This window comes from Cytobacillus sp. FSL W8-0315 (genome assembly GCF_038002905.1).
GTDB lineage: Bacteria > Bacillota > Bacilli > Bacillales > Cytobacillaceae > Cytobacillus > Cytobacillus pseudoceanisediminis.
Genome location: NZ_JBBOOC010000003.1, coordinates 240,463 through 265,688, shown reverse-complemented (window position 1 = coordinate 265,688; position 25,226 = coordinate 240,463). Strand labels below are relative to the sequence as shown.

Genomic DNA, 25,226 nt, shown 5'->3' with positions numbered 1-25,226 from the left:
TCTTACGCTGAAATTTTTTGGCCAAACAACCCCTGCGGCCTGATGAGAAGGATGACGATAATTGCCGCAAAAGCTATTGCATCCTTGTATCCCGAATTGCCGTAAACAACGACAAAGGTTTCCGCCAAGCCAAGGATAAGGCCTCCGGCCATCGCTCCCTTGACATTCCCCATGCCGCCAAGAATGATGATGGCAAGTCCTTTTAGCCCAATGGATAATCCCATCTGAGGGGTAACAGAGTTAAATGCCATTCCGACCAGGATCCCGGCAATCCCGCCCATCGCAGATGCGATAATAACAGTCATCGTAATCGTTCTTTTCACATCAACACCAAGCAGGCTTGCAGTTTCAAGATTTTCAGCAGTTGCCCTTAAGGCTTTTCCTGCCTTTGTTTTGCCTAGCCAAAAAGAAAGGGCGTACATGAGAAGGACAGAAATGATAAAGATAACAATCTGCACAAGATATACGGTTATCGAACCAATCTGGAAACTTATTTCCGCAAAAGAAGCACGGAAAGGATGGTTGCCTGGACCAAAAATATGGTGCGACAGGTTCTCCAGCAGTATCGAAACACCAATGGTACTGATCAATGGCGCCAGATGGGATACTCCCTGTTTATTCCTGAGAGGTCTCAGGGCAAATCGCTCAAGCAGATATCCCATTGCGGCAGTTACCAAAATCGCTGCCATAAAGGCCAGCCAAAGCGGCCCTTTGAATGTGGAAGTGACAACAACACCAATGAAGGCCCCGAACATAAAGATTTCTCCGTGTGCCATATTGATAATGCCAAGCACCCCGAAAACCAATGTAAACCCAAGTGCAACGATGGCATAAATGCTGCCAAGGGTAATTCCGTTTATTAATTGTTCAATTAACACGGTATTCACCTACTAACTTTATTTATATGAATCATTTTCTTAAAAGTAAGCTCTGGCACTGATAGCGCCAGAGCTTCACTTTTGCAGCTTTCTTAATTAAATTCCTTAAATGCCCCGCCTTCGATAACCAAAACGGTCGGATCCATTACGACATCCCCTTCTTCATCAAAAGAGAACTCCCCAAGGATTCCATTAAAGCCTTGGATTTCGGCCAAAGCATCACGAAGTGCATCACGATCAGCTTCACCCGCATTTTTTAATGCTTCAGCCATAATGTATAGTGCATCGTAAGCCTGTGCTGCAAATTGGTCAGGCTTTTTGCCGTATTCTTCCTCATACTTACCGACAAATTCCTTGACCTTATCATCTTCTTTTTCACCATACCATGGAGTTGCCACAATCAGTCCATTTGCTGCATCCCCTGCTATATTGATGACCTCAGGAGAATTGAAGCCGTTTCCTCCTACAAACGGGACATCAATGCCCATTTTCCTTGCCTGATCCATTATGACTGCACCTTCATTGTATAGAGCCGAGGCCAGAATAAGGTCTGGCTTTAAACCTTTAATTTTCGTCAATTGCGCATTATAGTCTGATTGTCCTTTTTGGAACGTTTCAATCGTTAAGATTTCAAGCCCCTTCTCTTCTGCTGCTTTTTTCATCGTGTCAAAGCCGGATTTTGTAAAAACATCATCATTTCCATATAGAATTGCTACTTTTTTAGCATCATATTTCTCAATGGCTTTATCTATTGAAGCAGGAATCGCCAATGCTTCAGGCAGCGAGTTTCGGAAGACATAGTCCCCAATTTGCGGAATCCCTTCTGCAGTTGTTGAAGTCCCCATAATCGGTACCCCGTTCAGATCGGCTTCTGGACCAACTACATTCATTTCTGTACTTAATGTAGGCCCGATAATGCCTGTCACATTCTCTGAATTCATAAGCTTTTGTGCTGCTGTCAATGCCTGATCCTGCTTGCCGGCGGAATCTTCTATAACAAGGTTTATCTCGACTTCACCCTTGCCGTTGATTTCTTCCTGTGCGAGCTTTAAGCCATTTGTGATTGCTTCGCCATAAGCTGCACCCGGCCCGCTGATATAAGAAATAACTCCAATGTCGGCTTTAACTGCTCCTCCGCTGCTTTCCCCATCCTCATCCCCTGCTGCCTGATTGCCGCCGCATGCAGAGAGGACAAGCAAACTGGACAATGCTGTAAATTGCGCAAATTTCTTTAACTGCTTTCTCATTTTCTCTAACCCCCGTTATCAGAAATAAGTAAATATTCAAAACTATATTACTATTTAAATACAAATGCTTGTCAATGTAAACAATAATATGGAAACTTTTCTTACATATTAATTGACAACGGAAAGCGGAAGTTGCCTGGAACTGAAGCAGATGTTTCATCGTCTGGAAAATGCAGCCTTTCATTGTCTTCTGTCAACAATAGAAATATAGAATCTTTGTTTTTTATGAACATTGTCGTAACTTGTCACAGAATTGTAAGATTAATCTAAAGATATAACCATTGGAGGTGCCGGAAGAAATGGAAGCGATTACAAGAGACTTTTTTCTATATTTATCAAAAAATAGCTTACTGAATAAAATTGCCCAGAACAGAGGCGGAAGTTTTGCGGCAGGTAAATTAATTGGAGGGGTTGATTTCAAAAGCAGCGTCCGCTTTATCAGAGATCTGAATAATCAAGGACTTTCTGTAACAGTGGACCATTTGGGAGAATTTGTTGATTCTGTAGAAGTGGCTAATGAACGGACAGAGGAATGTATTTCAACCATTGAAATGATCAGCAAAGAAGGACTTGATTCACAGGTATCCCTAAAAATGACCTCTCTTGGTCTGGATATCGATCGTGATCTTGTTGTGAAAAACATGACAAGAATTCTTGATACTGCCGAGAAGCATAAAATTATGGTGACAATTGATATGGAGGATGTACCGCGCTGCCAGGCCACTATCGATTTGTTTAAGCAGTTTAAAGAGAAGTACAGCTGTGTAAGTACAGTTCTGCAGGCTTACCTGTATCGGACTGAAAAGGACCTCGAGGATTTGGGGAAATATCAGCCTTTTTTAAGAATGGTAAAAGGTGCTTATAAAGAATCACCGGAGCATGCTTTTCCTGAAAAGACAGATGTAGATGAAAACTATAAGAAATTAATTGAGCAAAGTCTGTTAAACGGAAATTATACAGCAATAGCTTCCCACGATGATCAGATCATTGAGTACACAAAAGAATTGGCAAAGAAGCATAACATTCCAAACGATCGCTTTGAATTCCAAATGCTCTATGGCATGAGGAATAAAACACAGCTGGAACTGGCGAAGCAAGGCTATAAGATGCGTGTCTATGTACCATACGGAATGGACTGGTATGGATATTTCATGAGAAGGCTCGCTGAACGCCCTGCTAATATTGCTTTTGCTTTTAAGGGCATTTTCAAAAAGTAAAACTTTAAAATTATTTTTCTTCCAAAACAATAAAATACAGCTATAATAATAACCAACCATTTGTGATTTCTAAGTAATGAGAAAGCAGCCCACTGCTTTCTCATCGCTTATTTTATCTAAATATTTGTAAACTAACAAAAAGGAGGCTTACAAATGGATTATGCATTAATTATATCCATTACCGTGTATATGATTGGGATGCTTTGGATTGGCTATTATGCCTATAAAAGGACTTCCAATCTATCAGACTACATGCTCGGAGGACGAACACTGGGTCCTGCGGTAACCGCTTTAAGTGCGGGTGCATCCGATATGAGCGGCTGGCTGCTGATGGGACTCCCGGGAGCCATGTATGCCACTGGCCTAAGTGCTTCCTGGATTGTCCTTGGCTTAACACTCGGGGCATGGGCGAACTGGCTTTATGTTGCACCTAGGCTTCGCACGTATACTGAGGTAGCCAATGATTCTATTACGATCCCTGGTTATTTAGAAAACCGTTTCGGGGATGCTTCCAAAATTCTGCGCCTGATTTCAGGATTAGTTATCTTAATTTTCTTTACCTTTTATGTATCATCAGGCATGGTATCCGGGGGAGTATTATTCCAAAGCACCTTTGGGCTGGATTACCACACAGGTTTATGGATCATTACAGGTGTAGTAGTAGCGTATACACTATTCGGTGGATTTCTTGCGGTTAGCTGGACAGACTTTGTTCAAGGTTTGATTATGTTTATCGCCCTCATTCTTGTACCATTAGTAACACTTTTCCATGTAGGCGGATTTGGGCCGGCAATTGATACTGCAAGAACAATCAATCCAGCTTTCCTTGATATCTTTAAAGGAACAAGTCTTTTAGGCATCATTTCCCTTTTTGCTTGGGGACTTGGCTATTTTGGGCAGCCTCATATTATCGTCCGCTTTATGGCTATCAGTTCTGTTAAAGAAATCAAGAAAGCCACCCGCATTGGGATGGGCTGGATGATTTTCTCGAGTATTGGCGCTATGCTGACTGGTTTTGTGGGTATTGCTTATGTTGCTGATACAGGCATTTCAATAGAGGACCCTGAAACCATTTTCATTCTTCTTGGCGAGGTTTTATTCCACCCGATCATCACTGGATTCTTAATCTCAGCCATTCTGGCAGCTATTATGAGTACCATTTCATCACAGCTGCTTGTAACATCAAGCTCATTGACGGAAGATTTATATAAAACGTTCTTCCGCCGCTCAGCTACAGATAAAGAATTGGTTACAATAGGAAGATTATCTGTATTACTAGTTTCTATCATTGCATTGATTATTTCATGGGAGAAAAATGAAACGATTCTAGACCTTGTGGGTTATGCATGGGCTGGTTTCGGATCCGCTTTCGGACCTCTTATCATTCTTAGCTTATATTGGAAGCGCATGACAAGATGGGGAGCATTAGCCGGAATGATTGTTGGGGCAAGCACTGTCATCATTTGGTCTCAAGCCGGATTATCTGAAGTACTTTATGAAATGATTCCAGGCTTTGCTGCCAGCTTAATTGCCATCATAGTGGTAAGCCTTCTAACTGCAAAGCCATCTGCAGAAATCGAAAAACAATTTGCTGACTTTGAAAAATCCTTAAAATAACCTAAACGTTTCAGGACTGGGCCAAGAAAATGCCCGGTCCTTTTTCTTTCGGCAAAATTCGAGTGGTGCCTCCCATTGTTTTTCACTATAATAAGAACAGCAATGTTTAGGAGGGAGTCTTAATGAGTCAGCCGCTGGAGAAAATCCTTAATATGACAGATATAGATGAGATTACAGAAATGGTCAGTACTTTTTTAAAGAAGCCTGTTGTCATCGAGGATGAACAATTCTCACTGCTGGCCTATAGCTCGTATTATATTGAACATTTTGATTTGGCGAACCAGCAGACCATATTTTCTAAGAGATGGCCCATACCCATTTTGGAGAAATTTATGGATGAAGGCATTGTTGATCAGTTAAAGACAATTCCTGAGCCTTTTAGAATTAAGAAAATGGAAGAAATCGGCCTTAACCAGCGCGTGGTTGTAAGTGCAAAATATAAAGAGCAGATACTGGGTTTTATTTGGGTTCAGGAAATAGAAGACGCTCTATCTGAAAGCGAAATGAACTTTCTGCATGATGTTTCCTTTCATATTGGAAAGCTATTATATCAGAAAAACCTGAAAAAACTGCGCAAGGAAGAAGAAAAACATCAATTTTATCAAAAGATTATTGATCGTACCTATCAGACGGAAGATCAGATCAAATGGGAGGCGGCCAATGTTAAAATCATCCTCCCTGAGGCCTTTATCATCAATGTATTTTCTGTCGTGCAGGCAGATGAAGAGATATTTGCGGAATTGAATGAAACCGTTCGGCTGTTTGCAAATGCCCTCAGCCATCCAGCTCACATATTTACAAACCAGCATGAAATTATCGTCATGATCGGCAGCAGTTCCCCTGCACCCGGCAGCCTATCAGAAGACGCACATGAATTAACCAATACCGTTCTTAGCCAATTCAGACCGCAGACTGTGTATGCAGGGATCGGAGGAGAATATTCCTCCATCTTAAAACTGCGCAAAAGCTATGCAGAGGCTCTGGAGGTCATCAAAGCCGCCAAATTCATTGGATCACCTGAAGAATTGCCGTATGAATATAAAAAGCTATGGGTATTCCGTTATTTAGAACCTATTGCTCAGCATAACAGCCTGACTAAATATGTAAATGAAGACCTTTTGAAGCTGCAGAAAAAAGACCTGGAAAGCCAAACCAGCCTGCTGAAGACGCTTGAAGTGTATTTATTGAACAACTGCCGCCTTAAGCCGACAGCGGAACAGCTTTTCATCCATACCAATACATTAAAATACCGAATGAAACAAATTACTGATTTAACATCCATCGACTTTGATGACTTTAACACAAGATGCCAGCTGTACATTGATTTACAGCTGCTCAAGCGGAAGAAATAAGAATACTGGCTGGCGGAAGCGATTCATGACGACTTTTTCATGTTTGTTTCCTGATTTGCGGCTCATGAAGCGTCCATGGCGACATTTTTCCCTTTGCTTCCTGATTTTCGGTTTCCTGAAGTGCTCATGGCGACCATTTTTCCCTTTGCTTCCTGACTTTCGGTTTCATGAAGTGCTCATGGCGACCATTTTTCTACTGGCTTCCTGGTTTTCAGCTTCATGAAGCGGTCATGGCGACCATTTTTCTCTTTGCTTCCTGATTTTCGGCTTCATGTAGTGCTCATGGCGACCATTTTTCTACTGGCTTGCTGGTTTTCAGCTCATGAAGCGGTCATGGCGACCATTTTTCTCTTTGCTTCCTGATTTTCGGCTTCATGTAGCGCTGGCGACCATTTTTCTACTGGCTTCCTGGTTGCCGGCTTCATGCAGCGCTCATGGCGACTATTTTTCTCTTTGCTTCCTAAATTTCAGCTTCACGAGGCATTCTCTTCTATCACCGGCTTTTAAACTTACCTGGATTCTCAACTCTAATAGAAACAACTTCTCCTCAGCTTAAACAAAAACGATAGATTTTTAAAGATCCTGCTGAGAGCTTTTTATTTAATGGTTTAACCGGCATGAAGTCGGTGCCTTCCGCAAATTCCTCACCATTGCATATTGGGCATTCCACAATATGATTCACTTCTCTCATCCCCTTCTGCTTATATACAAACCGAGTGGTAAAAGTTCCAAAAAGAAATGCCTGTCCCCTCGCCAGGGAGCAGGCATCATTATTGTTCTTCTTTTTCCGGCTTGAATAAAAAGTATGAGATGACCCCTGATAATAGTGCTGCACCAGCTGCTATCAGCAATCGAATCAACAAATCTATTTGCTGATAATCTTTATTAAGCATCCACATTGCAGCTGCAGCTACAAGAATCATTATGGGAATGACAATAAGCTTCCTATTTTTCAAGATTTTTTACATCCTTTCGCGTCGTGCTAACCAAAACTTATTATATAAGAATTAAGCAAAAATAGATAATATCAGCCCCTCTTGCAAACCCTTCCAATTTTCATAATTATTAAACCTTATTTTTTTGCCCTCATTCCCTTTACAAAGGGGCTTTAAGGGCTTTATAATCCCGTTGTTCCACTTTATACGGATCTCGAGAAAACTATAAAAAAAGGAGGTTGCGGCGATGCGGCAAAAACTATTTTCTTTTATCATGATAAATCTGGGAGCATTCCTGGTTTCTATAAATGTCCATTTTTTCTTGTCCCCCAATAATTTAGCAACAGGAGGGGTCAGCGGATTGTCGATCATCATGAATGACTTATTTCCGGATTTCTCCATCGGTACTTTCATGATTCTTGTCAACTTGATCCTGTTTGCAGTTGGTTTTATTTTTCTTGGATCAGGCTTTGGGGCAAAAACTATATATGCGAGCTTCGCTTTATCTTTTTATGTGTGGGTGCTTGAAAAATTCGCCCCGATGGCCCATCCGCTAAGCGAAGACTTGCTTATTCAGCTGATCATCGGGCAATGCATCGCCGCGACCGGAATGGCAATTGTCTTTAACCAGCAGGCTTCTACTGGCGGGACAGACATCATCGCCATGATTATTAATAAATACTTAAATATTGAAGTCGGCAGAGGAGTGCTTCTTGCGGATTTATTGATCGCCCTGTCTTCCGCCGTTCTGTTCGGCCCGCAAGTTGGCATGTATGCCTTCTTTGGTGTCATAATTAATGGATTTGTCATTGATTATGCACTTCAGCAATTCAATTCAAACAAAGAAGTTGTTATTATCAGCCGCCACAGTGATGAGATAAAAACCTATATCGTTCATGAACTGGGCAAAGGTGCAACCATCCACTCCGCAACCGGTGCCTTCACATCAGATAAAAAAGAAGTCATTACAACTATCCTGGGGAGAAAAGATTTCACAAAGCTGAAAAGTTACATTACCCAGGTTGATAATAAGGCATTTATCACAGTTCATACGATGAATGAAATTCTTGGCCAAAATTTTAAAAGGCTGGCATAAATGGTAAAGCTTCATCCGCAAAGGATGGAGCTTTATTTTATATGCAGTGGCTTTGCTTTGGGCTTCAATCCATGTAATGTTATAGCGAAAACGGAATCATCCTATACGTACGCGGTCCTAGTGGCCGCTTTTTTGTTTGCCTAATTTTGGTTTTAAATAAACCCTATGTGGAAAAAGGGTAGAAAAGGAGGCGTTAGCATGAAAGTTATTGTAATCGGTGCCAATGGAGATGTGGGCGAACATGTAATCAGAAAGCTCGCGGAGAAGAAGCTTGAAGCTCTTGCCGTTGCTGCAAATGAAAACCAGATTGAAGACCTTGTAAAACTGGGTGCATCCCATGCAGTTGTTTATGACGAGCAAAAGCTGATCCCCTTTCTTCAGGCATCAGATGCAGTGATTTATTTAACAGGCGTCAATCCTAAAAAACATACGAGCAAAACAGTCATGGTCGATCACCAATCTATTTCAGATATCATCCAATTGGCACAAGAATCCGGTATCAGACGATTTGTGATGATGAGTGCAGTCAAAGCGGAGGAAAGGGAAACGGACCCTTCCCGCAAGATTGCTGCGAAGGATCTTCCAGAAGATATGCTTAAAGCAGCCAATTTGGTCTACACGGTTATCCGGATTGGTCAATTAACTGACAATCCCGGCAGCGGAAAAATTACCCTGTCAGAGAAAATCCATGACCGGGATGCTGAGATTTCGCGTGAGGACGCAGCCGAAGTTCTAGTAGAGTCTATTGATAAAGAAGCTATCTTTCATTCAACCATTGAGGCAGCCTCTGGGGACACCCCTATACGAGAAGCCCTAAGCCAGTTTTAATAGAAGGAGGATAAAATGAGTTTAACAGATTACCTTGTCATTGCATTATTTATATTCATTGCATTGGTTATTTTTGTACCAGTCATTCTATTTATTTATTGGTATGTAAAAGATGACAGGCAAAAACAGCACTCCATACTCAGAAACTTTCCGGTAATTGGGAAGGTGCGATACATCACAGAAAAAGTGGGACCTGAGCTAAGACAATACCTATTCAATAATGATACGGAAGGCAAGCCTTTTTCCAGAAAGGAATACCAGGATGTGGTCAAAGCCGGCAAATATAAAGAAAGACTAATAGGATTCGGCTCTATAAGAGATTTTGATGAAGAAGGGTTCTATATACGCAATACCCTGTTCCCTAAACTCGTTGATGAGATGAAGGTGGATAATACACAGAAAGTTAAAACACGTGTTTATAAAGTCGATGGAGACAATCTTTTTTCAAGAAAGGAACACAGCGAAGAAAAATTGGCCGATCCTTACTATCTGCGGGATGAAGATGCGGTTGTGCTGGGCGAAAAAACCTGCCGGCAGCCATTCAGAGTCAAGGGACTTGTAGGACAATCGGCCATGAGCTACGGTTCTCTTGGCGAAAAAGCGATCACTGCACTTTCAAAAGGTCTTGGCCTTGCCGGCGGCACCTGGATGAATACTGGTGAAGGCGGTCTGTCTCAGTATCATCTTGCCGGCAGCCCGGACATAATAATGCAAATTGGCCCTGATATGTTCGGCGTCCGAAAGGCTAACGGGGAATTCTCCTGGGAAGAATTTAAAAAGAAAAGTGAAATACCTGAGGTAAAAGCCTTTGAACTAAAGCTTGCACAGGGTGCAAAAACCCGCGGCGGACATGTTGAAGGTGAAAAAGTAACCGAAGAAATTGCCAGAATCCGGCTTGTAGAGGTTGGCAAAACGATTAACAGTCCAAACCGTTTCTATGAATTTGAGGATGCCCCTTCCATGTTCCATTTTATTGAGGAGCTCCGGAGTGTAGGCGGAAAGCCTGTCGGAATGAAAATAGTGGTAGGAGATCTTGATGCCCTGGAGAGCATGATTTCCTATATGAAGGAGAGCGGCAAAGGCCCTGATTTTATTACAGTTGATGGCGGTGAAGGCGGAACAGGGGCTACTTATCAGGAGCTTGCAGATAGTGTGGGGCTCCCCATCCAATCAGCCCTGACAGTTGTGGATGAAATGCTGAGGGAGTACGGAGTCAGAGACCGTGTAAAAATTATCGCTTCCGGTAAATTAATCACTCCTGATAAAATTGCCATTGCTCTTGCGATGGGAGCGGATCTTGTCAATATTGCGAGGGGCTTTATGATCAGCGTCGGCTGCATCATGGCCCAAGTCTGCCATACAAATCACTGTCCTGCAGGGGTTGCGACAACTGACAAGAAGCTGCAGGATGGATTGATTGTTGATGAAAAGCATTACCGGGTCTGCAACTATGTCATCTCTCTAAGAGAAGGATTATTTAATCTTGCGGCAGCTGCTGGAATCGATAATCCCACCCAATTTGAAAGAAAACATATTGTCCATAAAGATAAATTCGGCAGAGTCTCCCCTATTGAAGATATACTGCATGCAGCCAAACGTGCCCAGCTGCAGAAAGAAAGCTGACAAACTGATGCCTGGTCCCGTCTGGACCGGGTTTTTTGCCCTCTTATTTCTTTAGTTAATAAGCAATAAGATTCACCGCGCGCTCCTTTTTCTTACATAAAAACGGGACTATCGTGTTATTTTGAGGTTATCATTCGAAATCCGCAGGCAATAAAGGTATAATTTAGTTTGGTAAAAAAATAGATTACTAGAAAAAATGTGTTTACATAAGGGAGGATTTTAGGATGGGATGGGTAATCGCCATATTATTTGGTTCAGCAGTTGTGCTGCTCATTTTATCGTTTTTAAAAACGGCGCAATCCAAATCAAATATTGAGCAGCAAATCGATCAGGTTACTTTTACATTAAAAAATGAAATTCATGAACTGCAGCAGCAAATCAGAAATATTGAATTGGATGCTGAGATTACAGCAAAGCAATCCGGGGCAATGAGCGGGCCATCAGAAGAAAGACTTTTGCTTCGCGAGGTACTGGATTTGCATAAACGCGGATATTCGAATGAAAGCATTGCATTAAAAAAACAGCTTACACCTAAAGAGGTCGACCTGATGCTTCTGCCTTATTCAGCGAACAAAGGTGAAAGGAGCATGGTTGCCCAATGACACCAAATACCTTGCGCAGTTTTGCAGCAGGCCTTTTAGCGGCGGCCATCTTGACAGGAAGCGTCTACCTTTTTGGACCTTCTGAAGCAAAAAGTACAGAAAAGCCTTCTGATAAGACAGAGGAAGCAGAAAAGCTGTCAGATAAAGAAATGATTGAATTGCTCGCATCTAAAGGCTACGTCATCAACACTGAAGCTGAATGGAGCAAACAGCTCGCTGCTGCAGCAAAGTCCAGCGAGAAGAAAGATGAAAAAGCAGAAGAGAAAACTGAGGACAAAACTGGCGAAAAAGTTGTTTACCGGACTATTTTAACCGTATCTATGGGAATGACCAGCATTGACGTTGGGAACGCACTTGAAAAAGCCCATATTATTGAAAGCGGAATTCAATTCTATAAAGATGTAGAAAAACGGGGACTTGAGAACGAATTGCGTCCCGGCACATTTGAAATAGAAAGCGGAATGACTACAGACGAGATCATTTCAGTTATATTTAAGTAAGAAAAGCTCCTTTTCGGGTGAAAAGGAGCTTTTTTTCTATATTTCAATAGTAAAAATGACTAATTTGCTGTCATAGGAACCTTTATGTGCGGATAACACAAATTTGTGTGCGGATAGAAATAATTATGTGCGCTCAAAAAAAGAGTCTGCTTACTCTTTCAAAAACCTGCGAAGAATCTGAGCCAGTTCTTCCGGTGCTTCGTACATGCTCATATGCCCGGCAGCTTTAATGGTCAATTGTTTGATGTTAGGCCCTTCAACTGCAAATGACTTTTCTGGAGGGATAATCTGGTCTTTGTCTCCAGCAACAAGTAATACCGGGAGCTTTGTACTTTTCAAGACATGGCTGCGGTCCGCACGAAGTTTCATCGCTTTCAGAGCAGCCTTTGCACCTTCAGAGCTTGTACGATAGCCAATCTCTTTGGCCATTTGAATTTCCTTGGGATGTTTCTCACCGGGCGCAAAGAGCTTGGGCACAAGCCCATCAATAAAGGACTCAATTCCCTCTTTATCAATTTTGCCGGCAGCGATATCCCTTCCTTTCTTTCCTTCTTCTGAATCGGGGCTGGCTGTTGAATGGACAAGAGAAAAAGATTTCAGCATGTCTTCATAAGATTCAGCAAATGCAAGGGTTACGTAGCCGCCCAATGAGTGTCCGAAAAGAGATACTTTATCAAACCCCAGCTCATCTATAGCCCCTTTGATCACTTCAGCCATCTTTTCAATTGACAGTTCACCGGCCGGCAAACTTGACCCCCCATGTCCTGGAAGGTCCACCGCAATGACGCGAAAATCCTCCGCCAAAATTGGAATCATCCTTGCCCAATAATCTTTGCTGCCGCAAAAACCATGCAGCAATACCAGCGGCTCACCTGTGCCTTCATCATAATATGAGATGGCTGTTCCATTTACATTTTTTATTTTTGCATCCATTCAGAAAAAACCTCCTTTATTTCGCGAGTAAATCCTGATATTCGCTCTTTCGGTCAAAAACAGCTTTAGCATATGAGCAGGCAGGAACAATCTTATACCCTTTGATGCGCGCCTCCTGAACGACACTTTCCAGCAGTTTTCCGGCAACTCCCTGACCGCGCAGAGATTCACTTACATATGTATGGTCTATGGTTATGACGGAATCGCCGCTTGGAATATAGGTGATTTCAGCAATCATATTCCCTTCATCATCATTCATAAAAAAACGGTTTTCTTCTTTTTGTATATCTTTATTCATCGCATTTCCTCCTTTATTTAAATATTTCCTTATACTTGATGTTAACATACTGTCTTCAAAATTATCTGAATGTCCTTTCCTATATCTTCCCTGCTAAATAAAACTTTTAAACTTTAGTTTTCTTACTATGCTTTTACATTGCTGCTATTGCTGCTTAGGGAATCAACTTTCAGCACACTTTTATGAACCAAAAGAACTCCCTTTCTGCTATTAAAACAGAAAGGGAGTTCTTTGCCTAAAATACCTTACTATGCAATTACTCTATACCAGCGGTAAATAAGATATCCTCTATTTCTTTGTATCCTTTTCTTCTGGCGAGCTCAATCGGCTTCACACCATATTGGTCTGTAAGGCTTGTATCGGCCCCGTGTTCAAGCAATATCCTTATGATGGCCTGCTGGGTTTCTCCTCCATCATTCAAAACAATGGCTTCAATCAAAGGTGTCCATCCGCAATAATTGGTATGGTTTACGTTTATATCTGTAGATGTTAAAAGCTCACGAACCACCTCTATATGTCCCTTTTCGCAGGCTGGAGTAATACCCACTCCGCCAAATCTCGTTAAGAGATTAATATCTGCCCCAGCGCTAATCATCATTTTAACTAACTTCAAATCTCCATGAATGCATCCATATAAAAATGGGTTTAAGCTGGTTTGATCTTGAAGATTAATATCTGCCCCTGACTCCGCCAGAAAATGAACCATATCATAATGCTTATTTATCGAAGCAATCAAAATGGCCGTTCGTTTTTTCTTATCCTGAAGATTAATATTAATGCCGCTCTCTAGACAGGCTTTCAAACAGTCAAGGTCACCATTTTCTGCTGCGTCGAATAGCACAAGGCTATCATCAATTTTTAACATATGATCCTCCATAAAATATGGTATTTATATCAGGAAACGTTTTTATGTCAGCTGTCCTGCTACAACTTTCCCTCTAAAAATTACCGCTTCTCTTTTAGGTGTTCTCGCAACTGCTTCTGCCGAACACGAAGCATCGACAAGTACCAAGTTTGCTTCTTCTCCCTCAAGCGGCCAACTCATCTCTCCATCCTTGTTTAATGGGACAGGACCCCCAGTGGCCCATTTTAATGATTGTGCCAGAGAAATTTCATCGCTCTTACGGTAAAGCTCACCATATCTCGTTACTTTTTCCAGCAGATCTCCAGTCCCGAAAGGTCCCCATGAATCATAGAAACCATCGCATCCCAGATAAATATTTACACCTTTTCTGTCCAAGAGTTCAATTGGTGGAAGAGATTTTGTTATAGGAATAGTGGACATGATCGACATTCCAAGCTCATTCAATCTTTCCGCCATTTCTTCTGCTTGCGGGACTGGTACTTCCCCTAAACAAAATGCATGGCTTACAGCAGCACGATTGTGCCACTTTGCTTCTTCTATCATTTCAGCAAATTTATCAATTGTATATAGCCCTACATGTCCTCCATCATGTAAATGGATATCTATATCTGCATCAAATTCTGTACTCAGATTCATGACTTCATAAAGTGACTTTTCAATATTACGGTCAATTCCTGCAGGATCAAGACCGCCTACAATGCTGGCTCCAGATCTCATCGCTTCTTTCATGAGAGGAATTACATGTTCCCTTAAAAGACCGTGTTGAGGGAAAGCTACAATTTCGAATGTCAGTTTGTCGGAATAGTCTTCTAAAGCTTCTCTTACGCCCTCCAGGTTCTTCAAGCCAATATAAGGATCAATATTTACATGGGTACGAATGTGAGTTGATCCCTTAGAAAGGAGAAGCTCAATCATTTTGCTTGCCCGCTGCCTGGCTGTAGGCGCCAATTCCTCAAGCTCCATTGCTTCATACCTTAAACGTTCCTCTAAATTTTTGACCGGCCTGCAAGCCTTCCAATCAAGAGAAAGATAGGTCTTATCAAGATGGTTGTGCATCTCTTTAAAAGATGGCAGTGCCAAAAACCCTCTTCCATCCACTGTATTTTCATTTTTCGAAATTTCATATCCGCTGCTCTGTTTTTCTATTACTTTTCCATCTTCAATTTTCAAATGAAATAGTTCAGTTTTTGTAGTATAAACTCCCTTTTCATCCTTGAGGTATCCAGTTTCAAGCTTAATGTTTGTTAACCAATGGGACTTAGGCATTACTTAACCCTCCTTTTTGCTCTTAAGCTATGAATTTATTATGTTTAGTTCAGTTCGTTTGCTTTCAACCTTATTGCCTTTGAAAAATAATGACTCAACCGGTGCTCTTCTTGCAATTGCCTCTGCTGAACATGTCGCATCAACAAGCATCATCGTTGCATCGTCGCCGACTTTTGGCCAAACCCTTTCACCAGCTTTATTCAGGGGAGTAATACCGCCAGTTGCAAACTTCAAGACTGATGATAAAGAATATTCATCAATCATTCGGAACCTTTCCGCAAGGGTCCCCAGTTTCTGTATGGTGTTTCCTGTTCCGAACGGGGACCAGTGATCGGTGATGCTGTCATGGCCTACTGAAACGGGAATACCATAACGATCAAGGGCAGGAACTGGAATAGTTGTACGATTAATTGGAATGGTAGTGGTCACGTCAATTTCCTGCTCTTTTAATATTGCCGCCATCTCAGCCAATGCTTCTCCGGACAGGTCGGCTAAAGCAATTCCATGGCTAATTGTTGCTCTTCCTGCCATGCCTGCTTCTTTTGTATAATCTGCCATTCTCTCAAATGTAAAAGCTCCCAATGAGTTAGGATCATGAAGATGGATATCGACTCCCTTATTATGCTCTGCTGCAATTTCAAAAATGGTATGCAGGGACTTTTCAATGTTTCTGTCCACGGTAGCTGGATCCACACCGCCAACCAGGGTGGCACCATTTTTCATAGCATCACGAATTAACTGAACAGAGCCGCTCCTCAGCAGTCCATGCTGCGGAAACGCAACAATGTCATATGTAAGGACATCTTCATATTTTTTTAGTGCATTGACAGTAGCTTCCAAGTTTTTCAGGCCAATTACAGGGTCAACATTACAATGTGTGCGAATGTGGGTATGGCCATTTTCCAAATATAGCTCTATCATTTTTTCAGCACGTTCTTGTGCGGTTGGGAGAAGCTTTGGCAGAAGTTCCTTTTCCTCTTCTAATCTAGTGAAAATGCCATTTGTGATTGGTGTACAGGCTTTCCATGGCCCGCCGTAATAGGTTTTGTCAATATGAATGTGCATATCTCTTAAAGAAGGAAGCAGAAGCTTCTGTTTTGCATCAAGTTGGTTTTCATTAGAATCTGGGGCAAGCAGTGAAATTTCTGCAATTTTTCCAGCTTCGATTTTCAAGTGGCAAATTTCTGTGCTTGTCCCTGTAATTTGTTCATTTTCGTAAATGAATCCTTTTTCTAGCCGAACATTTGTAATCCATAGAGCTGTCATTCTGATTCCTCCTAAAATTGAAAATGAAGGAAAAGCACTTTTGCTTCAAAAGTACTTTTCCGTTTCCCTTTTTAATTTACTTACTTAATTACTGCATCATCAATCATTAAATAATTGGCAGCATTCAGCCAAAAGCCGCTTACATTTTTACTGTGCGCAGCCATATGTTCATAGTTTCGGATTGGAATATAGACCGCATCCTCTAATTCCATTTGCATTACTCTTTCATAAAGATCCTTCCGCTTTGCTTCGTCAGTCTCTCTTCGTGCTTCTTCGATAATTTTGTCTACCTCTGGGTTGCTGTAATAAAAATGGTTTCCAGGAGGTCCCTGTGAAGCAGTATGGAAAAGGTTGTACTGATTATAATCACCATCTCCAGTGGCATTTCCCCATCCTCCGATAAATAGATCATGCTCAGATTTATCAATTGTATCGATATATGCTCCATATTCCATTACTTGAATATCTACCTCAACGCCAATTCCCTTTAATTGCGATTGAATAACTTCAGCCATATTGATGCGTTCTTTTCTATCACTTGTCAGTAATTTAAGCTTAAGTCCGTTTTCATATCCGGCTTCTTTTAACAATTTCTTTGCTTCATTTAGATCATAATCATAAGGCTTAACTTTTTCACTGTGGCCAAACACCTTTGGACTCATCGCGGCATTAGCAAGTGTGCCCACATTGTTATAAACCCCTTTAATGATCGCTTCTCTCTCAACTGCATGGCTGATTGCTTTGCGGACTTTAACATCATCCAATGGTTTTTTCTTCGTGTTAAATCCAATATATTCAACTGCAAGCCCCTCAGCCCGGAGAAGTCCCATCGATTCAGAAGCCTCAATTCGCTCAATTTCTGTAACAGGCACCTGATCATTAATGTGTGCTTCCCCTGTTTCAATCATAGCCAGCCGAGTCGCGTCTTCAGGTACAACCTTAAAAACAACTTCATCAATACTTGGACTTTTTCCCCAATAATTTTCATTTTTCTTCAAGGAAATTTCCTGTCCAGTCTTCCAATTTTCAAAAACAAACGGGCCTGTACCAACAGGTTTCTCTGCAAGCGTCTCCTGGTTTTCGGCCAGCGCCTTTGGACTCATGATGCTTCCTTCACTGCTTGCAAGAATAGAAAGCAGCGGAGCATACGGGTAATCAAGCAATAATTGTACTGTGTATTCATCAATTACTTTTACTTCATTAATCATCGCGAATTTCTCACGCTGAGGCGATCCAGTGTTTGGATCCAGCAAACGATCAAAGGTGGCCTTCACAGCTTCAGAGTTAAACGGTGTACCGTCATGAAAGGATACCCCTTCCTTTAGTTTAAACTCCCAGGTCGTATCATCAATGACATTCCACTCTGTTGCCAGCAGCGGCTGAATGTTCATATCTTTATCTGGCTCCACTAAAGTTTCATATACTTTTTGATAAATAATATTTGCTGAAGGAATGTCTGTAATAAAGTGAGGATCTAATTTTGTTGCATCTGATAAACGGACAACTGTCAATGTACCCCCATCCTTTTTACCTTCGGATTCATTGCCAGCTTCCTGCTCTGTTTTTGTTTGTGTAGAACATGCTGTTGACAGCAGCATCATTAAGCTTAGGAAAATCATTAGCAATCCCTTTCGAAAGTGCTTTCTATCTTTCTCCATTTTTCTCTCCCCTTTTTTAGTAAATAATTCCGGTAATAAACTCAATGTTCACCGTCCCTCCGTAAATGCATATCTGCATTATAGAAGATGATGCACTTAGATATTTACAGAATATTTACTTGATTTTTAAATATTTTGACAACTATTTTAAAAAATATTTACTTTACAGGTAATTTTGATAATTTTAACTAAACGTTTGCAATCCATTCTTCTTTTGAAAGGAGGAAGACTGATTTTCAATTTACTGCTAGTAAAAAAATCTTTTAGGGGGGAAATAAGATGACAGTTCAAGTAAAAACGGAGCAGCCAGATATAGCTGTAAAGACATTGATTAGCGGCTCAAAGGAATCTAGAATAAAAGATTTTCTTTCTATATTGATGCAAAATAAAGCAGCACTTGCTGGGGCTATTATTATTTTTGTTTATCTGTTAATGGCGGCATTTGCACCGCTGCTGGCTCCATATAGCCCATACGAAATTGATTTGGAAAATAAGCTGACTCCTCCATCTGCAGACCACTGGATGGGAACAGATGATAAAGGAAGAGATATTTTAAGCCGGATTCTATATGGTTCAAGGCTTTCAATGGGGGTCGGATTTGCTGCTGTGTTATTCGGAGCATTTTTCGGAATCATTTTTGGTCTTGTAGCTGGGTATTATGGCAAATGGGTTGACACCATTATCATGAGGATGATGGATGTTATGCTTGCATTCCCAGGGATTCTCCTTGCTCTAGCAATTATTGCAGCACTGGGTCCAAGTCTGATTAATGTGACCATAGCAGTAGGAGCTTTTTCTGTACCTTTATTTGCTAGAATCGTCCGGGGATCTACTTTAGAAGTAAAGCGCCTTGAGTATATTGATGCAATCCGATCGCTTGGCGCCTCTGATTTTGTCATTATATCCAGGCATATTTTCCCGAATATTCTTTCACCCATTATTGTTCAAGGGACTCTGCGATTGGCTACCGCCATTCTGTCAGCAGCTGGATTATCATTCCTCGGCCTGGGTGCACAGCCGCCTTCACCTGAATGGGGAACCATGCTCAGCAGCGGGAGGGATTTCTTATTCTCCGCACCTTATATCGCCCTATTTCCAGGTCTTGCCATCTCTATTCTAGTTCTTGGATTTAATATTTTTGGTGATGGTTTGCGTGATGCGTTTGACCCTAGGATGAAAAAATAAAAGCTTTGAGGAGGTTATATCTATGCTGATGTTTATATTACGCCGGATTTTACAAACAATCCCGGTCATTATTGGAGTTACTTTTGTTGTCTTCTTTATTATGCAGCTCGTTCCAGGGGATCCTGCAGTACTTCTTGCTGGTGAAGGCGCCTCAAAAGAAACGATTGAAGCTATTCGAGACCAGCTTGGATTAAATCAGCCTTTATATATCCAATACTTCGAATATTTAACGAGTGTGTTTAAGGGGGATTTAGGTGTCTCCTTAAAAAACAGCCAGCCTGTTCTTGATGAAATATTAGTAAGACTGCCAATTACCATTGAACTCGCCTTCTTTAGCATCATTATTACAATCGTGCTGGGAATGGCAGCAGGAATTATTTCAGCTGTTAAACCTTATTCTTTGACCGATGTCAGCGTCATGCTTGTTGCACTCTTAGGAATTTCACTTCCAAGCTTCTGGTTTGGCCTCATGCTTATGTATTTCTTCTCTGTTAAGCTTCAAATTTTGCCGGTTGCAGGATGGGACAGTCTGCTCCATGTCATCTTGCCGGCTATTACCCTTGGAGCAGGAGGAGCAGCAATTGTCGCAAGGATGACCAGATCGAGCATGCTGGAAGTTATTCGCCAGGATTATATTCGGACAGCACGTGCAAAAGGGCTTCGCGAACGAATCATTATTTATAAACATGCACTGAGAAATGCCCTGATTCCAGTGATTACGGTTGTGGGCCTGCAGTTTGGCGCACTCCTTGGAGGCACCGTATTGGTGGAATCGATCTTTGCTATTAATGGACTGGGAAGAATGATTGTCGATGCAATTCGAATGCGTGATCTTCCAATGGTCCAGGGAGGAGTATTATTTGCCTCACTTATTTTCGTAGTTGTGAATTTATTCGTAGATGTCTTCTATCGGTTCTTCAATAAACGCATTGAGCTAAATTAAGTTAAGGGTGGTGACTGGATATGAAAGAAAGTAACAGGCCAATACTTGAAGTAAAAGGATTAAAAACCCACTTTACAACAAAGCGGGGAGTCAGCAAAGCGGTTGATGGCATCGATTTTACACTGCATAAAGGGGAAACGCTGGGAATTGTAGGGGAATCCGGATGCGGGAAAAGTATGACTTCCCTCTCTATTCTCCGCCTCATTCCTTCTCCACCGGGAAAAATTGCCGGGGGTTCCGTTCTTTTTAAAGGAAGAGATTTAGTTACAATGCCAGAGGATGAAATGAGAAAAATTCGCGGGAATGAAATATCTATGATTTTTCAGGAGCCAATGACTTCCTTGAATCCTGTAATCCCGGTTGGGGAACAAATTGCAGAAGCTTTGAGGCTGCACCAAAAGATGGGAAAAAAAGCTGCATGGGATAAGTCAGTTGATATGCTGAAGATGGTTGGAATCCCCTCTCCTGAAAAACGAGCGAAACAAGAACCGTTCCAATTGAGCGGAGGGATGCGCCAGCGTGTCATGATTGCTATGGCTCTTGCATGTACACCTGAGGTATTAATAGCAGATGAGCCAACCACTGCCTTGGATGTTACGATTCAAGCGCAAATACTGGAGCTGATAAAAGAGCTGCAAACAAAAATAGGAATGGGTGTTATCATGATTACCCACGATTTGGGAGTTGTGGCAGAAACTTGTGATAAGGTAGCGGTAATGTATGCCGGAAATATAGTCGAGCATGCTTCTACAGAGCAAATATTTGCTGATCCAAAGCACCCTTATACGCAAGGGCTATTGAACTCATTGCCCAAAATCCATGAAGATCAGGAAGAACTAATTACGATAGATGGCAGTGTCCCCAGCCCTTACAATATGCCTGGCGGATGCCGGTTCGCCTCTAGATGCCCTTATGCGGAAGATATATGTGCTGCACACCAGCCTGATCTTGTTTCCTATTCTGAAGATATTAAAGTAAGATGCTGGAAATACACCGACAAGTGGACTGGCAAAAGAGATAAAGAAGGGGTTGTCTAACGTGGAAACGACAGCAGAAAAAAATATCATCTTGCATGTAGATCGATTAAAACAATATTTCCCGGTTAAAAAAGACTCTATCTTCAAGCCAAAGGCATATGTAAAGGCGGTAGACGATATTTCATTTGAGCTTTTTGAAGGTGAGACATTAAGTATAGTTGGGGAGTCCGGATGCGGGAAATCAACAACCGGACGTGCAATTTTAAGGCTTGATGAACCTACTGACGGAAAGGTTCTTTATATGGGGAAAAATATTTTAACGTTAAATAAAAAGGATATGAGAAAACTTAGAGGTGATTTGCAGGTTATATTTCAAGATCCTTTTGCTTCTCTTAATCCCCGGCAAATGGTGAAGCAAATTTTAAATGAAGCCATGGCCATTCAGAATGTGGTTGAAAAATCAAGGCGAAAGGAAAGAATGCTGGAACTGCTTGGCTATGTCGGACTTCCTCCAGAAGCACTTGACAGATATCCGCATGAATTTAGCGGCGGCCAGCGCCAGCGTATTGGAATCGCCAGAGCATTGGCCGTTAATCCAAAATTAATCATTTGTGATGAAGCTGTATCTGCCCTGGATGTATCTATCCAGGCACAAATTCTCAATTTATTAAAGAAGCTGCAAAAGCAGTTTAAATTGACCTTCCTTTTTATCTCTCATGACCTTAGTGTCGTCAGGCATATTTCAGACAGGGTTATGGTGATGTATCTGGGAAAAGTGGTCGAGATTGCAGAGAAAAAAGAAATGTTCGACTCTCCGCTTCACCCGTATACAAAAGCACTGCTCTCGTCTATTCCAGTTCCGGATCCAACTTTAAAAAGGGACCGCGTCATATTAAAAGGAGATGTTCCATCACCGATTGATCCTCCTGGAGGCTGCAGGTTTCATACACGCTGTCCTTTTGCTGTTGAAAAATGCAAGCAAGAGGAACCTCCCCTTAGGGAGCTGGTTAATAATCACTTTGTAAGCTGTCATATCGCTGAAACTCTTCCAGTTTAATACAAATACCTCTATTTTGTATAAAATGTTATATTAAAAAAGGGATAGGTTATTATACCTCCCTTTTTTAATACTTAAGGAGAAACGAACCACATGCTGCCTATTGAATCATTCTCCATATACATTATGTTTTGTGTTCTGGTTCCGCTGGCGGGAGCCTTTACCCTGCTATTTTTATTTGTTTTTGAAAAAAGAATTGATTTACTTGAGAGGCAAAAAAGAGAAATAGCGTTAGAAAGTGAACTTCAAACAGCTTTATACAATCAATTAAACCAGGAAATCCAGCCGCATTTCTTTTTTAATACCTTAAACTCCATCCTGGCTCTAGCTAGGCTGGACCGTAAAGCAGAATTAATACGGTCCATTGAAACCCTTTCAAAACTGCTAAAATTTAAATATCGGACTTTAAATAATTTCATATCAATTGAAGATGAGCTTACTTATGTTAATTACTATCTGGAGATACAGAAAACAAGATTTAGAGATCGTCTTCATTATGAAATTCATTTGGACAACCATGTGAATAATGCCATTATCATTCCCTTTTTAATACAAACACTTGTGGAAAATGCTTTTAAGCATGCCTTTGAAAGACATATTGGCGAGGCCTTATTAAAAATAAAAATAATAAAGATCGAATCAGCGATTCATGTTTCAGTGTGGAACAATTCTTTAGAGCGCTATGAAACAAGTCCCCAGGATGGCGGCGTGGGGCTGGAGAATATAAAAAGAAGACTTGAACTATTATTTCCCAATGATGAAACTTCTGTGCAATTAACAGACCAGGGAGATGGAACAGCAGTTTTGGCTATATTCCCCCACGTTATTATGTCAGAGAAATTGGAAGGAGAAAGGATGCAATGAATATTCTGCTTGTAGATGATGAACTTATAGAATTGGAACAGCTGGAATATCTCATCAAAAAGAAATTTCCCAATTGGATTCTTTTTAAGGCTCAGGATGCCTCACAAGCTCTTCAAATTATAAAAAAGCACGACATCTTTCTCGCTTTCCTTGATATTCAGCTCCCAGGCAAATCAGGGTTAGATTTAGCTATGGAGCTTTCCGCAGCTGGTGATATGGACTTAATCATGGTTACAGCCTATCAAAACTTTGATTATATTCAAAAATCACTCAGGCTTGGAGTAGTTGATTATATTACAAAGCCCGTCATTGAAGAGGAGTTAATGAGCGTTTTGCGGAGGTATGAACGAATTGGCAGCTACTCTGAGCAAATTGTTAAGGCTTTGCAAATTATTCAAAAGGAATACAATGAAAAGCTTACTTTAAATTATTTAGCATCTAAAATTCATATCAATTCAGCTTATCTGAGCAGAAAATTTCACGAGGAAGTAGGAATGGGCTTTTCCGAATACTTAAATGACTTTCGATTAAAACAGGCACAAAAAATGCTGATTGAAAGCCCTGAATTAAGCATTAGCACCATTTCAGAAAAGTGCGGATTTAACAGTCAGCACTACTTTAGCCAAATCTTTCGGAAAATGACTGGCCAATCACCCAGGGATTACCGCATGAAGGAGACTTCACAATGAAGAAAACCGATTTTCAATACTATATTGGCGGAGCATTTCAGCTGGGAATCGGTTTTGGTGTTGTGAGTCTTTTGTCAAGATGGGTAACAGGCAATACCATTCTTTCATCTCCCGAAACATTAATAAAGTATGGGTTAACCGGAGGAATCGGCTATTCCCTTATGGGGGCTCTTGCACTCATTTTATTTGGAATATTAGCAAAAAAGATTCGAGATCGGTTTCATGACCAGCAAACGATAGGTGATGTATTGCGCAAAAGATTGACTCCACCCGGTTACTGGTTCATGATTTTTATTCTTCTCGTAATTAGTTTCCATTCTATATTCGTTCAAGCTATGGGGGCAGGAATCCTACTGCACATGATTTTTCCCCTGCCTGTTTTTTCTGTTATGGTTTTCTTTTTATTGTTTTGTTTTTTTATTGGGGGAGCAGGGGGCATGCAAAGAATCCATCAGCTTGCAGGCATTAATGTCGTGCTCATATTCAGCGCTGTCATCATCATCCCTGTTTACTTTTATATCCAGGAAGGTGTATATCCTGTTTATGAAGGCATTAAATTATATCATCCATACATCCTTTACGTTAAAAACACGGAAGCTATTTTGTTTATTTTCACAGCTATTTTAATTGGCTTTGGACAAGTAATTATTGATCGTGCCTCATGGCAAAGAGTTTTTATTATAAAAAAAGAAAAGCTGAGAATTACTTTTACACTAGCGGGTTTAATTTGGGCAACTATTCCTCTTGCATTATCATCTTTGATCATGATTATTATTTTTGGAAGAAGCTATGATTCCATATATTCCTTGTTATTTGAGTTAATAGGAAAAATCAATTCAACATTGCTTATTGTTTTATTTGTCCTGTTTTGCTTCAGTGCCATTTCATCTGCAATTAGTGCAGAATTACATGCTGTTGTCACATTGATCATTAAAAATATCGTCGGGATGCTTCGCCCCCTCAGCAATAAAGAAAAATGGGGATTCACCTATCTGTTTTCCGGAGCCATGTGTTTATTATTACTTATTATAGTTAGTATCCTGCCTCCATCTCCTATCGAACTGCTGTTTTTTTTCGGTAATACTTATGCTTCCATGATTGTTCCCATGCTGTATATTATCCTTGGCAGTAAAACCTTGCCTGCCCTTATTCCCCTTGCATCTATTATTGGGACTGCCGGGGGGTTTGCAGCTTTGCCTATTATGGAAAATCTTCTTACGATTTGGATCAGCTTTTCCCTGTCCAGCTTAATTTGCTTAGGTTATTTCATTTACAATCTATTAAGAACGAAGCTGACTGTGAAAGTTTAGCCGGGGTGCTTGTTTGTTAT

Annotated in this window: 25 protein-coding genes; 15 read left to right on the top strand and 10 right to left on the bottom strand. The window is 41.0% G+C overall.

Annotation, left to right across the window (positions count from 1 at the left end):
• Positions 1–2 precede the first annotated feature (2 nt).
• Both MKY20_RS27095 and MKY20_RS27090 read right to left on the bottom strand, forming a co-directional pair.
• On the bottom strand, positions 3–878 hold the full coding sequence (locus MKY20_RS27095; RefSeq protein ID WP_009335816.1) for a branched-chain amino acid ABC transporter permease: 876 nt from the start codon (positions 876–878) through the stop codon (positions 3–5).
• A gap of 92 nt (positions 879–970) precedes the next feature.
• Positions 971–2,125, bottom strand: coding sequence for an ABC transporter substrate-binding protein (locus tag MKY20_RS27090; RefSeq protein ID WP_009335815.1), 1,155 nt, complete (start codon positions 2,123–2,125; stop codon positions 971–973).
• A gap of 299 nt (positions 2,126–2,424) precedes the next feature.
• On the opposite strand from MKY20_RS27090, the gene MKY20_RS27085 reads away from it, so the two are divergent.
• From MKY20_RS27085 to MKY20_RS27075, 3 genes are all read left to right on the top strand, one after another.
• A complete protein-coding gene (locus MKY20_RS27085; RefSeq protein ID WP_009335814.1) occupies positions 2,425–3,342 on the top strand; it encodes a proline dehydrogenase family protein in 918 nt (305 codons plus the stop codon).
• Positions 3,343–3,495: 153 nt separating this feature from the next.
• Positions 3,496–4,959, top strand: coding sequence for a sodium/proline symporter PutP (gene putP, locus MKY20_RS27080; RefSeq protein WP_009335813.1), 1,464 nt, complete (start codon positions 3,496–3,498; stop codon positions 4,957–4,959).
• A 122-nt stretch (positions 4,960–5,081) separates the two neighbouring features.
• Positions 5,082–6,311, top strand: a complete 1,230-nt coding sequence (locus MKY20_RS27075) for a PucR family transcriptional regulator (RefSeq protein WP_019383490.1) — start codon at positions 5,082–5,084, stop codon at positions 6,309–6,311.
• A gap of 547 nt (positions 6,312–6,858) precedes the next feature.
• Here MKY20_RS27075 and MKY20_RS27070 read toward each other — a convergent pair.
• On the bottom strand, positions 6,859–6,993 hold the full coding sequence (locus tag MKY20_RS27070) for a hypothetical protein (RefSeq protein ID WP_019383488.1): 135 nt from the start codon (positions 6,991–6,993) through the stop codon (positions 6,859–6,861).
• Between the two features lie 88 nt (positions 6,994–7,081).
• Positions 7,082–7,267 carry a hypothetical protein gene (locus tag MKY20_RS27065; RefSeq protein ID WP_009335811.1) on the bottom strand — a complete coding sequence of 62 codons (186 nt, stop codon included), beginning with the start codon at positions 7,265–7,267 and terminating at the stop codon, positions 7,082–7,084.
• Positions 7,268–7,493: 226 nt separating this feature from the next.
• Here MKY20_RS27065 and MKY20_RS27060 point away from each other — a divergent pair, with 226 nt between their 5' ends.
• The 5 genes from MKY20_RS27060 to MKY20_RS27040 all read left to right on the top strand — a co-directional run bounded on the left by MKY20_RS27060 (position 7,494) and on the right by MKY20_RS27040 (position 11,895).
• Positions 7,494–8,342, top strand: a complete 849-nt coding sequence (locus tag MKY20_RS27060; RefSeq protein WP_009335810.1) for a YitT family protein — start codon at positions 7,494–7,496, stop codon at positions 8,340–8,342.
• A 198-nt stretch (positions 8,343–8,540) separates the two neighbouring features.
• Positions 8,541–9,170, top strand: coding sequence for an NAD(P)H-binding protein (locus MKY20_RS27055; protein WP_341004427.1), 630 nt, complete (start codon positions 8,541–8,543; stop codon positions 9,168–9,170).
• A 15-nt stretch (positions 9,171–9,185) separates the two neighbouring features.
• Positions 9,186–10,793, top strand: a complete 1,608-nt coding sequence (locus tag MKY20_RS27050) for an FMN-binding glutamate synthase family protein (RefSeq protein ID WP_251173945.1) — start codon at positions 9,186–9,188, stop codon at positions 10,791–10,793.
• Positions 10,794–11,017: 224 nt separating this feature from the next.
• Positions 11,018–11,395 (top strand): hypothetical protein, encoded by a 378-nt coding sequence (locus MKY20_RS27045; RefSeq protein ID WP_009335804.1) that lies wholly within the window; start codon positions 11,018–11,020, stop codon positions 11,393–11,395.
• A complete protein-coding gene (locus MKY20_RS27040; protein WP_071155935.1) occupies positions 11,392–11,895 on the top strand; it encodes a hypothetical protein in 504 nt (167 codons plus the stop codon). The genes MKY20_RS27045 and MKY20_RS27040 overlap by 4 nt, the downstream gene beginning before the upstream one ends.
• Positions 11,896–12,045: 150 nt before the next feature.
• On the opposite strand, the gene MKY20_RS27035 is transcribed toward MKY20_RS27040, so the two are convergent.
• The 6 genes from MKY20_RS27035 to MKY20_RS27010 all read right to left on the bottom strand — a co-directional run bounded on the left by MKY20_RS27035 (position 12,046) and on the right by MKY20_RS27010 (position 18,181).
• On the bottom strand, positions 12,046–12,828 hold the full coding sequence (locus MKY20_RS27035; protein ID WP_217025727.1) for an alpha/beta fold hydrolase: 783 nt from the start codon (positions 12,826–12,828) through the stop codon (positions 12,046–12,048).
• A 16-nt stretch (positions 12,829–12,844) separates the two neighbouring features.
• Positions 12,845–13,174 (bottom strand): GNAT family N-acetyltransferase, encoded by a 330-nt coding sequence (locus tag MKY20_RS27030; protein WP_082919369.1) that lies wholly within the window; start codon positions 13,172–13,174, stop codon positions 12,845–12,847.
• 208 nt (positions 13,175–13,382) lie between these two features.
• Positions 13,383–13,991: an ankyrin repeat domain-containing protein gene (locus MKY20_RS27025; RefSeq protein WP_009335798.1), complete on the bottom strand. Its 609-nt coding sequence runs from the start codon at positions 13,989–13,991 to the stop codon at positions 13,383–13,385.
• Positions 13,992–14,033: 42 nt separating this feature from the next.
• Positions 14,034–15,257, bottom strand: a complete 1,224-nt coding sequence (locus tag MKY20_RS27020) for an amidohydrolase (RefSeq protein ID WP_251173946.1) — start codon at positions 15,255–15,257, stop codon at positions 14,034–14,036.
• Between the two features lie 27 nt (positions 15,258–15,284).
• Positions 15,285–16,523, bottom strand: a complete 1,239-nt coding sequence (locus MKY20_RS27015) for an amidohydrolase family protein (protein ID WP_251156843.1) — start codon at positions 16,521–16,523, stop codon at positions 15,285–15,287.
• An 80-nt stretch (positions 16,524–16,603) separates the two neighbouring features.
• Positions 16,604–18,181 carry a glutathione ABC transporter substrate-binding protein gene (locus MKY20_RS27010; protein ID WP_009335795.1) on the bottom strand — a complete coding sequence of 526 codons (1,578 nt, stop codon included), beginning with the start codon at positions 18,179–18,181 and terminating at the stop codon, positions 16,604–16,606.
• A 279-nt stretch (positions 18,182–18,460) separates the two neighbouring features.
• Here MKY20_RS27010 and MKY20_RS27005 point away from each other — a divergent pair, with 279 nt between their 5' ends.
• From MKY20_RS27005 to MKY20_RS26975, 7 genes are all read left to right on the top strand, one after another.
• Positions 18,461–19,366 carry an ABC transporter permease gene (locus MKY20_RS27005; RefSeq protein WP_071155927.1) on the top strand — a complete coding sequence of 302 codons (906 nt, stop codon included), beginning with the start codon at positions 18,461–18,463 and terminating at the stop codon, positions 19,364–19,366.
• A 22-nt stretch (positions 19,367–19,388) separates the two neighbouring features.
• Positions 19,389–20,309, top strand: a complete 921-nt coding sequence (gene nikB, locus MKY20_RS27000) for a nickel ABC transporter permease (protein WP_009335793.1) — start codon at positions 19,389–19,391, stop codon at positions 20,307–20,309.
• A 20-nt stretch (positions 20,310–20,329) separates the two neighbouring features.
• The gene (locus MKY20_RS26995; protein ID WP_009335792.1) at positions 20,330–21,346 is read left to right on the top strand and encodes an ABC transporter ATP-binding protein; all 1,017 of its coding nucleotides are present in this window, start codon (positions 20,330–20,332) and stop codon (positions 21,344–21,346) included.
• A 1-nt stretch (position 21,347) separates the two neighbouring features.
• The gene (locus MKY20_RS26990; RefSeq protein WP_251173947.1) at positions 21,348–22,343 is read left to right on the top strand and encodes an ABC transporter ATP-binding protein; all 996 of its coding nucleotides are present in this window, start codon (positions 21,348–21,350) and stop codon (positions 22,341–22,343) included.
• Positions 22,344–22,436: 93 nt separating this feature from the next.
• Positions 22,437–23,207, top strand: a complete 771-nt coding sequence (locus tag MKY20_RS26985; protein WP_009335790.1) for a sensor histidine kinase — start codon at positions 22,437–22,439, stop codon at positions 23,205–23,207.
• Complete coding sequence (locus tag MKY20_RS26980; protein WP_251173948.1) at positions 23,204–23,896, top strand: response regulator transcription factor; 693 nt, start codon at positions 23,204–23,206, stop codon at positions 23,894–23,896. The genes MKY20_RS26985 and MKY20_RS26980 overlap by 4 nt, the downstream gene beginning before the upstream one ends.
• Positions 23,893–25,206 carry a hypothetical protein gene (locus tag MKY20_RS26975; protein ID WP_019383474.1) on the top strand — a complete coding sequence of 438 codons (1,314 nt, stop codon included), beginning with the start codon at positions 23,893–23,895 and terminating at the stop codon, positions 25,204–25,206. Before MKY20_RS26980 ends, MKY20_RS26975 begins: the two co-directional genes overlap by 4 nt.
• Positions 25,207–25,226: the final 20 nt, after the last annotated feature.